11 protein-coding genes are annotated in these 12077 nt (G+C 62.7%); 4 read left to right on the top strand and 7 right to left on the bottom strand.

The window, feature by feature from the left end:
* Window positions 1–18: 18 nt before the first annotated feature.
* From FJ425_RS04940 to FJ425_RS04915, 6 genes are all read right to left on the bottom strand, one after another.
* Window positions 19–837: an ABC transporter permease subunit gene (locus FJ425_RS04940; RefSeq protein WP_140634982.1), complete on the bottom strand. Its 819-nt coding sequence runs from the start codon at window positions 835–837 to the stop codon at window positions 19–21.
* A complete protein-coding gene (locus FJ425_RS04935; protein WP_140634980.1) occupies window positions 834–1796 on the bottom strand; it encodes an ABC transporter permease subunit in 963 nt (320 codons plus the stop codon). The genes FJ425_RS04940 and FJ425_RS04935 overlap by 4 nt, the downstream gene beginning before the upstream one ends.
* A 9-nt stretch (window positions 1797–1805) precedes the next feature.
* Window positions 1806–2945, bottom strand: a complete 1140-nt coding sequence (locus tag FJ425_RS04930; protein ID WP_140634978.1) for an ABC transporter ATP-binding protein — start codon at window positions 2943–2945, stop codon at window positions 1806–1808.
* Between the two features lie 80 nt (window positions 2946–3025).
* On the bottom strand, window positions 3026–4123 hold the full coding sequence (locus FJ425_RS04925) for a polyamine ABC transporter substrate-binding protein (protein WP_140634976.1): 1098 nt from the start codon (window positions 4121–4123) through the stop codon (window positions 3026–3028).
* Window positions 4124–4564: 441 nt separating this feature from the next.
* Complete coding sequence (locus tag FJ425_RS04920; RefSeq protein ID WP_140635139.1) at window positions 4565–5515, bottom strand: DMT family transporter; 951 nt, start codon at window positions 5513–5515, stop codon at window positions 4565–4567.
* Between the two features lie 166 nt (window positions 5516–5681).
* The gene (locus FJ425_RS04915) at window positions 5682–7124 is read right to left on the bottom strand and encodes an XRE family transcriptional regulator (protein ID WP_140634974.1); all 1443 of its coding nucleotides are present in this window, start codon (window positions 7122–7124) and stop codon (window positions 5682–5684) included.
* 251 nt (window positions 7125–7375) lie between these two features.
* Here FJ425_RS04915 and aceA point away from each other — a divergent pair, with 251 nt between their 5' ends.
* From aceA to FJ425_RS04900, 3 genes are all read left to right on the top strand, one after another.
* Window positions 7376–8665, top strand: a complete 1290-nt coding sequence (aceA, locus tag FJ425_RS04910) for an isocitrate lyase (RefSeq protein WP_140543476.1) — start codon at window positions 7376–7378, stop codon at window positions 8663–8665.
* Between the two features lie 54 nt (window positions 8666–8719).
* On the top strand, window positions 8720–8962 hold the full coding sequence (locus FJ425_RS04905) for a hypothetical protein (RefSeq protein WP_027168360.1): 243 nt from the start codon (window positions 8720–8722) through the stop codon (window positions 8960–8962).
* A 291-nt stretch (window positions 8963–9253) separates the two neighbouring features.
* Window positions 9254–9637 carry a response regulator gene (locus tag FJ425_RS04900; protein ID WP_140543484.1) on the top strand — a complete coding sequence of 128 codons (384 nt, stop codon included), beginning with the start codon at window positions 9254–9256 and terminating at the stop codon, window positions 9635–9637.
* Between the two features lie 116 nt (window positions 9638–9753).
* Here the strand turns inward: FJ425_RS04900 and FJ425_RS04895 are convergent, their stop codons facing one another.
* A complete protein-coding gene (locus FJ425_RS04895; protein ID WP_140722138.1) occupies window positions 9754–10467 on the bottom strand; it encodes an HAD family hydrolase in 714 nt (237 codons plus the stop codon).
* 149 nt (window positions 10468–10616) lie between these two features.
* Between FJ425_RS04895 and FJ425_RS04890 the strand changes: the two genes are divergently transcribed.
* Window positions 10617–12050, top strand: a complete 1434-nt coding sequence (locus FJ425_RS04890) for a glutamine synthetase family protein (protein ID WP_140634970.1) — start codon at window positions 10617–10619, stop codon at window positions 12048–12050.
* The last annotated feature ends 27 nt before the right edge of the window (window positions 12051–12077 follow it).

The raw sequence follows: 12077 nt of genomic DNA, 5'->3' as shown, positions 1-12077 counted from the left end.
CCCCGCTTCTGGTCACGCTCAACCGCGCTGCGCGGCCCGCTCGTCGAGCTGGCGCTGGATCTCGCGCCGCTTGTTGGCGATCGAGGCGATGATGACGCCGACCGCCACCACCGCGATCAGGATGGTGCAGGCGGCGTTGATCTCGGGCGTCACGCCGAGGCGCACCTGGCTGTAGATCTTCATCGGCAGCGTGGTGGCGCCGGGACCCGAGGTGAAGCTCGCGATGACCAGATCGTCCAGCGAGAGCGTGAACGCCAGCATCCAGCCGGAGATGATCGCCGGCAGGATGACCGGCAAGGTGATCTGGAAGAAGGTCTTCACCGGCGGCGCGCCGAGATCCATCGCCGCCTCCTCCAGCGAACGGTCGAACGTGACCAGCCGCGACTGCACGACGACGGCGACGAAGCACATGGTGAAGGTGATGTGGGCGAGCGTCACCGTGACGAAACCGCGGTCGAGCCCGACGGCGACGAAGAGCAAGAGCAGCGAGAGGCCCGTTATGACTTCCGGCATGACCAGCGGCGCGAAGACCATGCCCGAGAAGAGCACACGTCCCTTGAAGCGCGTGTAGCGCGTCAGCGTGATGGCGGCGAGCGTGCCGAGCACGGTCGCGACGGTTGCGGAGATGACGCCGACGCGCGCCGTCACCCAGGTGGCATCCATCAGGCCCTGATTGTGGAACAGCGACACGTACCATTTGGTCGAAAAGCCGCCCCAGACGGTGACGAGCTTGGATTCGTTGAAGGAGAAGACGATCAGAAGCACGATCGGCAAATAGAGAAAGGCAAAGCCCAGCACGATCGAGGTGATGTTGAAGCGGCTCCAGGTCGAGTTCATCTGCCCTGCTCCTGTGCCTTGGCCTGAGCCTGCTGGAAGAACATGATCGGAATGGTCAGCACTAGGAGCAGGATGACGGCCACCGCCGATGAGACCGGCCAGTCGCGGTTTGAGAAGAACTCGTTCCAGAGCGTCTTGCCGATCATCAGCGTCTGCGAGCCGCCGAGAAGGTCGGGGATGACGAACTCGCCGACGGCCGGGATGAACACCAGCAGGCAGCCGGCGACGACGCCTGGCAGCGACAGCGGGAAGGTGATCTTCCAGAAGGCGCCGGTCGGCGGACAGCCGAGGTCCTGCGCGGCCTCGATCAGCGAATAGTCCATCTTCTCCAGCGAGGAATAGAGCGGCAGCACCATGAAGGGCAGGTAGGAATAGACGATGCCGATGAAGATAGCGGTATAGGTGTTGAGGATCACCAGCGGCTGGCTGATCAGGCCGGTGGCGAGCAGAACCTGATTGAGCAGGCCCTCGGGTTTCAGGATGCCGATCCAGGCATAGACGCGGATCAGGAACGAGGTCCAGAAGGGCAGGATCACCAGCATCAGCAAGGTCGGGCGGATCGTGGCCGGCGCCCGCGCCATGCCATAGGCGATCGGATAGCCGACGATCAGGGTGAGTATCGTCGAGATTCCCGCGATGACCAGGCTCGTCACATAGGCGTTGAAATAGAGCGCGTCCTGGGTGAGCCAGGTATAGTTATCGAAGTTGAGGTCGCGGACGCCGGCGAAAAATCCCGAAACGCCGTCCTTGAAGCCGAGCACCGGCGTATAGGGGGGCATCGAGATCGCCGTTTGCGACAGCGAGATCTTGAACACGATGATGAAGGGAACAAGGAAGAAGAACAGCAGCCAAAGATAAGGGACGATGATGACGAGGCGGTTGACGAAGCCTGTTGCCAGCCTCGCCGGCAGTGTTGCGGTTTCGGTCGATGGGGCGGCGGTCGCTGCGATATCCGTCATCTCAGCCTCCTACCTGGTCAACACGACGCCGGCATCGGGCCGGAAGGAGACCCAGGCGCGATCGTTCCAGGTGAGCGGATCCTCGGTGATGCGCGAAGCGTTCAACGCGCTTGCCCGCACGATCTGGCCGTCGTCAAGCTTGATATGATAGACGGTCATGTCGCCGAGATAGGCGACGTCGTAGACCTCGCCTTCGAGCGCGTTGACGGCATCGGCCGGCTTTTTCGAGGAGACCTTGATCTTCTCCGGCCGGATCGCGAAGATGATGTCGGAGCCGGCAGCGGCGTTGCTGCCATTGTCGACGACGATCTGCGCTCCTGTCGCGCCGGTGATGCGCGTGGTGCTTGTCATATGTTCGGCAACCTTGCCTTCGAACATGTTCACATTGCCCACGAAATGCGCAACGAAGCGCGAGGCCGGCGCCTCGTAGATCTCGGCAGGTGTCGCGACCTGCATCACCTCGCCCTTGTCCATGATGGCGATGCGGTCGGCCATGGTCATGGCCTCCTCCTGGTCGTGGGTGACGACGACGAAGGTGAGGCCGAGCTCCTGCTGCAGGTCCATCAGCTCGAACTGCGTTTCCTCGCGCAGCTTCTTGTCCAAAGCGCCGAGCGGCTCGTCGAGGAGCAGAACCTTCGGGCGCTTGGCGACCGAGCGGGCAAGCGCCACGCGCTGGCGCTGGCCGCCCGAGAGCTGGTGCGGCTTGCGCTTGGCGAACTGCTCGAGCTTGACGAGCTTCAGCATCTCGGCCACGCGCTTTTCGACGTCGGGTCCAGGCATGCCTTCCTGCTTGAGGCCGAAGGCGATGTTTTTTTCCACCGTCATATGCGGGAACAGCGCGTAGGACTGGAACATCATGTTGACCGGCCGCTTGTAGGGCGGGATGCCGCGCAAATCCTGTCCGTCGAGGAGGATGCGGCCCGCCGACGGCTCCTCGAAGCCGGCGAGCATCCTGAGCAGGGTCGACTTGCCGCAGCCCGAAGCGCCGAGCAGGGCGAAGAATTCGCGCTCGAAGATGGTCAGCGACAGGTTGTTGACGGCGGTGAAGTCGCCGAACTTCTTGGTCACCTTGTCGAACTGGATATACGGCTTGGCGTTCGGATCATTCCAAGGCGAGAAATCCCTGCGGATGCTGCCAAGCGATTTCATGGTCCCCACTCCGTTACTTTTTAAAATTCCCCAAAAGAAAGCGACCCCGGCAGTTGGCTGCCGGGGTCGCGTCTCAATGCTTATTGGCCGGTGACGATCTTGGTCCAGGTGCGCGTGATGACGCGCTGTGTCTTGGGATCGTATGGCGCAACCGTGTACAGCTTCTTCGTCGTCTCTTCGTCCGGATAGACCGAAGGATCTTCCAGGATCGCCTTGTCGATGAATTGCTGCGAAGCCTTGTTGCCGTTGGCGTAGAGCACGTAGTTCGACGATTTGGCGATGACTTCGGGCGTCATCATGTAGTTGATGAACTCGAGCGCTTCGGCGACATGCGGCGCGTCCGCGGGGATCGCCATCTGGTCGAACCACATCTGGGCGCCTTCCTTAGGCACCGAATAGCCGATCTCGACGCCCTGCTTGGCTTCCTCGGCGCGGTTGCGCGCCTGGAAGACGTCGCCCGACCAGCCGATCGCCAGGCAGATGTCGCCGTTGGCCAAAGCGTTGATGTATTCGGACGAATGGAACTTGCGGATATAGGGCCGGACCTTCAGCAACGCTTCCTCGGCCTTTGAAATGTCATCGGGCGAGGTGCTGTTGGGGTCGAGTCCGAGATATTTCAGCGCCGCCGGAATGATGTCGGCGGGAGAGTCCAGCACGTAGACGCCGCAATCCTTCAGCTTGGCCAGCTTGTCCGGATTGAAGAACACGTCCCAGCTGTCGATCTTGTCGGTGCCGAGCGCGGCCTCAACCTTCTTGACATTATAGCCGAGGCCGACCGTGCCCCACATATAGTTGACCGAATATTCGTTGCCCGGATCGTATTTGGCGGTGCGCTCGGAGATGACGTCCCACATGTTGGAGATGTTGGGCAGCTTCGACTTGTCGAGCTTCTGGAACACGCCCGCCTGGATCTGGCGCGCCAGGAAATTGGCGCTCGGCACGACGACGTCATAACCGCTGCCGCCGGCAAGCAGTTTCGTCTCCAGTATCTCGTTGGAATCGAAGGTGTCGTAGACGACCTTGATGCCGGTCTTCTTGGTGAAGTCGTCGATGATCGAGCTGTCGATATAGTCCGACCAATTGTAGACGTTGACGACGCGGTCTTCGGCATGGCCGCTTGTTGTGAAAAGCGTCAGAAATGCCGACGTCGCCGAAAGCCAAAGCGCTTTGCGGATCATGGTGTTCTCCTTTGGTGAGTGTTCCCTCGCCGGCTCGTCGCGATATGGCGGCGCGGCGTTCGTTTCAGACTATTGAGCTTTCCAGAGAGCGACAAGCGTGAACTGCCCACGCCAGGGTCGATCAAGGCATCGAGGTTCGAGGCATTCCAACCTCCCCGGTGAGGCACCCGGGCGGCGTCAACGGCATTCACCGTGGCGTAAGCAGAGCTATGACGATGCAGTCCGGTCCCGAGCAGGCCGGCGGAGTCACTTGGCAAGATACGCCTGTATTGTTGTTGCCGTGATCGCAGCCTGCCCGCCCGGCAACTGGGTTGTCAATGGGGGAGGCTGCCTAAAGCGCGTCACGCTGAAAGGGATTCAGGCGAAGCGCTTTAAGTCTTTGTTTTGATGCATGTCGTTCTCCCAAAACCGCTGCGCACTCTTGGGCGACATGCATTAACGTCAATTTGGCGACGGCAGGCCGGTTACGCCGGGACGTGCAGGCCGCGCCTGTCGCTTAAACTCCAGACCGATATGGACGAGCAGTGCCGTGACGACGACCGCGCCGCCGATGATGGTGCGCACCGACGGCACTTCGGAATGGACAAGCCAGACCCAGATCGGCCCAAGGATCGGCTCGAAGGTGCCGAGCAGCGCCGCGATCGCCGCCGGCACCAGCCGCGCGCCCATGGCGAAAAAGGCGAGGCCGACGCCGAGGTTGATGACGCCGAAGGCGAAGAGGAAGCCCATGTCGCGCCCCGATACCGCGAATGCCGAGGCCTGGGAAGCGGCGAACGCACCGGCGAGCAGCGCGCCGAGACAGGTGGCCGGCACCATGCGCACATGAGCAAAGCGCCGGGTGATCACGGTCGCGAGCGAAAACATCACCGCGATCAGCAGCGCCAGGCCGTCGCCGATCGGCGAGACGGCGCCGCCCAGGGATTCGGAAACCATGATGGCGACGCCGGCGATGACGGCGGCGATCGCGATCCAGGTGGCCGGGGCGACCCGTTCGCGAAACAGCAGCCAGGCAAGGAGCGCCGCAAGCAGCGGCACGCCGGCCTGCATCAGGAGGATGTTGGCGACCGTGGTGTAGGCAAGCGCCACCACGAAGCTGGTCGAGGCGGTGGCGAAGCAGAAGGCGACGCCAAGGCCGGGCAGTCCCATGTGCCGAAAGAGCTTCAGGGTGCCGCGCCAGCCGTCGCGCCACAGCATGAAGGCGAGCAGAAAGGCCACGGCCCACAACGAACGCCAAAACACCACGATCCAGCTGTCGCCGACATGGATGAAACGGGCGATGGCGCCACCGAAGCTCCACATAAGCGCCGAAAGGAAGACCAGGAGCATGCCGATCCGCTCCTCGCGAGGCGACACGGCAGGCAAGGCGGCGCGGGGCGAGGCGGTATCGGTCATGGACATGACTGTCGGCGGTTGCGTTCGATGCAGCAAGGACAACAAGACTTGTGTCTTAGACGACAGAACTGTGCCCCAGAAAGAATTATGCCTCAATCGCGTAGCGCAAAGACGCCGGCCCGGCGTGATCCAGCACCCGGCGAGACTTGGGACACATCCGCCGATGTCATCCTTGAAAATCGAAGGCGCTGAGGCCCGTCACCATCTCGTCGAGGCCGAGCGGGCGCGTCACCGGCGGCTCGGCGCGCGCCAGGCAGCCGACGCGCTCGCAAAGCCTGCAGGCGGGGCCTACCGGCGTGGCGAAGCCTTGACCGGGCTTGCCTGCGGCTGCGGCCGGCAGCGCCGCGCCATAGACGATATCGTCGCGAAAGCCGATATCGCAGCCTAGCAGGAGCGCGGTGCGGCGCGGCCGTTCGGAGAACGCGCCCTGCGGACCTTCCAGCGTGCGGGCAATGCAGAGGAATTCGGCGCCGTCCGGCATCTCGACCGCATCGACGAGGATCTGGCCGGGCTGCGAGAACGCCGCATGGACGGGAAGCTTGGGGCAGCCGCCGCCGAAGCGGCTCTGCGGATAGCCCTGGCTGCCGGCCTTGCGGAAGCGGTTGCCGGCGTTGTCGACTTCCAGCATGAAGAACGGCACGCCCGCTGCGCCCGGCCGCTGCAGCATCGTCAGTCGATTGGCCGCGTGCTCGAAAGAGACGCCGAAGCGAGAACGCAGGACGTCGATGTCGTAACGACCGCGAACGGCGGCGGCATGGAAAGCCTGATAGGGCATCATCAGCGCATGCGCAGCATAGCGGCCGAGCTCGAAGCGAGCGAGCCGGCGAGCCTCGTCGGTACCGAGCTTCAGCGCCTGGATCTCAGCCGCGACGGCTACCGACATGCGTATGAGGCTCGCCTCCATCGCGACTTCGCGCAATTGGTCGAAAGGCGACAGCCGCTCGGACAGGAAGAGACGCTGCGAATGGCGATCGTAGCGGCGGCGCCAGTTGGGCATGGTGGCGACCGGCAGCACCTTGACGACGATGCCGTGCTCGCGCCTCAGCCAGGCTTTGAGCGCGCCGAACAGATCGTCACCAGGGTCGAGGACCGATGTGAAAGCCTCCGCCTCCTCCTCCAGCGAAGCGAAGTGGTTCGGCCGGCGCTCGAACACTTCGTGGACTTCGTCGGCAGGCAGGCGGGCGCCGGACAGCGCGGTTGCCCTGCCCTCCTTCGCCAGAAGCTGGTTGAGGTCGGACAGGCGCTCGGCCTGCTCGCGATAGGCGCGAAAGAGTTTCACCATCGCCGCCGAAGCATTCGGTGCCGTCTCGGCGAGGTCGATCAGTTCCTGATCGCCGGGCAGCTCGCCGGCAAGAAGCGGATCGCTGAAGGCCTCCCGCAAGGCCGCGATCGAGCCTTTTGTCTCGCCCTGCAATTCATGCGGATCGACCTTGTAGACGGAGGCCAGCTTCAGAATGAGCTGCACCGTCAGCGGTCGCTGGTTGCGCTCGATCAGGTTGAGGTAGGATGGCGAGATGCCCAGCCCCTCGGCCATCGCCGTCTGGGTCAGGCTCCTGGCGTTGCGCAGCCGGCGCAGCCGCGGCCCGGCGAAGATCTTCTGGTCGGCCATTTCTGCCATCCTTGACAAGAATTTACATGACTATCAAGCCCGGCGCTCGTTCGCCGCTTTTACAATCGTGACAAATTTACAGAGCTGACTTGTCAATGGCAACACAGCTTTTCCTTTATTTTCTGAGATATCTTGCGGTTTTTCTAGGTGCCTTTCGCGCTGCAATGTAAACGATGTCATACGCAAGACGTCGCAGAATATGCCTTTGCGATGCAGCGCTGACGCAGTTCCCAAATGATCCGGAGTGACCAATGACCGATTTTTACAACCTCGTCCCCTCCGCGCCGGAAGGCCGTTTCGACGGCATCGAGCGGCCCTACTCGCCGGAGGATGTGAAGCGGTTGCGCGGCTCCGTGCAGATTCGCCAGACGCTGGCCGAGATGGGTGCGAACCGGTTGTGGAAGCTCATCCACGAGGAGGATTTCGTCAATGCGCTGGGCGCGATGTCGGGCAACCAGGCCATGCAGCAGGTTCGTGCCGGGCTGAAGGCGATCTATCTCTCGGGCTGGCAGGTGGCGGCCGATGCCAACACCGCCTCGGCGATGTATCCGGACCAGTCGCTTTACCCGGCCAATGCGGCGCCGGAACTGGTCAAGCGCATCAATCGCACCTTGCAGCGCGCCGACCAGATCGAGACATCCGAAAGCAACGGGCTGTCGGTCGAGACCTGGTTCGCGCCGATCGTGGCCGACGCGGAAGCCGGCTTCGGCGGCCCGCTCAACGCCTTCGAGATCATGAAGGCCTTCATCGAGGCCGGCGCCGCGGGCGTCCACTATGAGGACCAGCTGGCGTCGGAAAAGAAGTGCGGCCATCTCGGCGGCAAGGTTCTGATCCCGACCGCGGCGCATATCCGCAACCTCAACGCGGCGCGCCTTGCAGCCGACGTGATGGGCACGCCGACGCTGGTCGTGGCGCGCACCGACGCAGAGGCGGCGAAGCTTTTGACCTCCGATATCGACGAGCGCGACAGACCTTTCGTCGACTACGACGCCGGCCGCACGGTCGAGGGCTTCTACAATGTCAGGAACGGCATCGAGCCTTGCATCGCGCGCGCCGTGGCCTATGCGCCGCACGCCGACCTGATCTGGTGCGAGACCTCGAAGCCGGATCTGGCGCAGGCCAGGAAATTCGCCGAGGGCGTGCGCAGGCACCATCCGGGCAAGCTGCTCGCCTACAATTGTTCGCCGTCCTTCAACTGGAAGAAGAACCTCGACGACGCGACGATCGCGAAGTTCCAGAAGGAGCTCGGCGCGATGGGCTACAAGTTCCAGTTCATCACGCTCGCCGGCTTCCACCAGTTGAACTTCGGCATGTTCGAGCTGGCGCGCGGCTACAAGGACCGTCAGATGGCCGCCTATTCGGAACTGCAGGAGGCCGAGTTCGCGGCCGAGGCCCGCGGCTATACCGCGACCAAGCACCAGCGAGAGGTCGGCACCGGCTATTTCGACGCCGTGTCGATGGCGATCACCGGCGGCCAGTCTTCGACCACCGCCATGCATGAATCGACCGAGCACGCCCAATTCAGGCCGGCGGCCGAGTAACGGACAACAACCAGAGGCAACGCCCGCAGGGCATCTACACCGAGGAGAAGACCAATGGCATCGATAAGCCGCGTCAAGGAGAGGGCAGAAGAGCAATCGAGCGCGATGAGCGTCGACCAGCAGGCAACGATCCGCATGCTCGCCAACGATCTGCACAGGCTCAACCAATCGGTCATGAAGGCAGTCGAGGCCGGCGTCTCGGTGGAGCTGGTGCGTTCGGCCAGACACCATGGCGGCGACGGCAACTGGGGAGACCTTTTGATCCCGGTGATCGTTACCCAGCAGAGTCACACTTGACGTAACGTCAACAGTCTCGGCGATAGTCTCCCGCGCGCTATACGCTCGGAAGACTATCGCATTTTTTTGATTTGCATTCGTCGCCGAGAGGTACGACTTGCGCTGAATTCCAGAATTTCTTGCTATATTTTCGACGTCGATCGTTTCAGCTTGACAGCGGCCGTGATCTCACTCAATTGTGCCTCAGGTTTCAACCCTGCATTGAACCAGAGTGCCTTCCCGCCGATGTGTCCCGCCGACCCAGCCGACCACCCCAAAAAACATTCGAAACCGGCAGACCGGACCGGCGCGATCACGGCTGACTTTTCAAAGGTGCTCGTCGTCGGAAAATCGTCAATCAACCGGGTTGTGGTGTCGAAAATCGTCGAGAAATCGGGACTGAAGCCGATCTCGGAGCCGCCCGAGATCGCCGAGAAGACACTGACCGGCCAACTGCCCGGCGCCGTCATTTTGGACGGCGGACCGGACAACATGGATTGCGATCGGCTGATATCGGCCATCGACGCGCTGCGGCGCGCCTCCGGCAAGCCGCTGCCCGCGGTGATCCTGCTTTCAACCAAGAACGGCACACCGGAAAGCCTCGGCCTGTCAAGCGTGGTCGACGCGGTGGTTGCCAAGCCGATCACGCCCGAGCGACTGCAACCGGTGGTCGATCGCCTGGTCGGGCGCGGCTGAGCATTCCAAGAAAAGTGCGCAGCGGCTTTCCGCCCGCGATTGCGTGAAACAACGCGTTGGAGCGGGCCAGCGGTTTCTGCCGGCGCTGAACTGCCCTGGTGCATCCCAACGCTTCGTCAGCCCGCCGTGGCGATGCTTTCGATCATTGCCGGCAGTTCGCTCAGGTCGGCGATCTGCCGGAAACGCGGCGCCGCGACCGGCGTTTCGGCATGCTCGGCCGCCCAGGTCAAATCGTGCGGGACATAGATGCCCCAGCCGCCGGCGTCGATGGCCGGGATGACGTCCGACTTCAACGAGTTGCCTACCATCATGCTCCGTTGCGGTCCGTCGCCATGGCGGCTGAAGATGCGGGCATAGGTGGCGGCGCTCTTGTCGCTGACGATCTCGACGGCGTCGAAAAGCTCGCCCAGTCCCGATTGCGCCAGCTTGCGCTCCTGATCCATGAGGTCACCCTTGGTGATCAGCACCAGGCGATAACTGCCTGCCAGCTTCTCGATCGTCTCACGCGCGTGCGGCAGTGGCTCGATCGGGTGGCTGAGCATGTCGCGGCCGGCAGCCAGGATTTCCGCGATCGTCGAGGCGGGAACGCGGCTTTCGGTAACCTCGATCGCCGTCTCGATCATCGACAGCATGAAGCTCTTTATGCCGAAGCCATAGACGCCGAGATTGCGCTTTGCGGCTTCAAGCAGGTTCGCGGAAATCCGGCTTGCGTCGCCGTGCTCGGCAAGCATGGCGATGAAGCGCTGTTCGGTCATGCGGAAGAGCTGCTCGTTCTGCCACAGCGTGTCGTCGGCATCGAAACCTATCGTGGTAAGATGAGAGGCGGGCATATGCGGGCACCGTTCTTCATGAACGGCCGGTTTAGCCGTTGTTATGGCCTGCCGCCAGCCTGAAGACGGACGTGCGCCCGGCGCCTCCCCTTCCCTTTCCCCGTTGCGCCCGGCTATAGTTCGAAATCCGCAACACAATCTGGTGAATGATGCCGCCTGAAAAAAAGGAAGTCCGTCCGTCAAGCCGGGGGGGACGCGCCCGCACGCCTGCATTCCTGAAAAACGAACGCGGCGTGAAGAACTGGAAGGAAGCCAGCGCCTGGCTCGAATGGCGCGGCATCGAGGACATCGAGTGCATCACGCCCGACCAGGCTGGCGTCGCCCGCGGCAAGATGATGCCGTCGAAGAAATTCACCTCCAACACCTCGTTGGCGCTGCCTTCGGCCGTGTTTATGACGACGATCTCGGGCGGCTATCCCGAGGACGGCAACGGCTTCCATTATCCCGAGGACGATGGCGACCTGAAGCTTTTGCCCGATCTTTCAACGCTGACGGCGGTGCCCTGGGAAGAAGATCCGACGGCAGCAGTGATTTGCGACCTCGTCCACCAGGACGGCCGCTCGGTCGAGTTCACGCCGCGCAACGTGCTGAAGCGCGTGCTTGCCGCCTATGACGAGCGCGGCCTGAAGCCGGTGGTGGCGCCCGAGATCGAATTCTATCTGGTGCGCAAGAACCCCGACCCGGACTATCCGCTGACGCCGCCGGTCGGGCGCTCGGGCCGGCCGATCGGCGGCGGCGCCGGCTATTCGATCGCCGGCGTCAACGAGTTCGACGAACTGATCGACGACATCTACCATTTCTCGGAACGGCAGGGCCTGGAGATCGACACGCTGATCCATGAGGAAGGCGCCGGCCAGCTCGAGATCAATCTGCGACACGGCAACCCGATCGAGCTTGCCGACCAGGTCTTCATGTTCAAGCGCACCATTCGCGAGGCGGCGCTGAAGCATGAGATCTACGCCACCTTCATGGCCAAGCCGATCCAGGGCCAGCCGGGCTCGGCCATGCATATCCACCAGTCGGTCATCGACAAGAAGACCGGCAAGAACATCTTCTCGGCCGAGGACGGCTCCGAGACGGACGCCTTCTTCCATTTCATCGGCGGCATGCAGAAGCACGTGCCGAACGCGCTGGTGATGTTCGCGCCCTACGTCAATTCCTACCGCCGGCTGACGCAGCAGGCCTCGGCTCCGGTCAACAACAAATGGGGCTACGACAACCGGACCACCGCCTTCCGCGTGCCGCGCTCCGATCCAGCAGCGCGGCGCGTCGAAAACCGGATCCCGTCTTCCGACGCCAACCCTTATCTGGCGCTTGCCGCGTCGCTTGCCTGCGGGCTGATCGGCATGACCAGAAAGATCAAAGCTGAACCGCCGGTTCTGACCACGGCCAATGCCGACGAGATCGACCTGCCGCGCAGCTTGCTGGAAGCGGTCGATTTGTTCGAGGCCGACAAGGAGCTCGGCATTATCCTCGGCACATCCTTCGCCGCCACTTACGCAGCGATCAAGCGGGCCGAGTTCGAAACCTTCATGGAAGTGATCAGCCCGTGGGAGCGGGAGTATTTGTTGCTGAACGTTTAGGGGAGTAGGGGAGTAGGGGAGTAGGGG

The organism is Mesorhizobium sp. B2-7-2, assembly GCF_006440775.1.
Classification (GTDB): Bacteria; Pseudomonadota; Alphaproteobacteria; order Rhizobiales; family Rhizobiaceae; genus Mesorhizobium.
The sequence above is the reverse complement of the archived record's forward strand: the minus strand, read 5'-3'. Positions and strand labels throughout refer to the sequence as shown.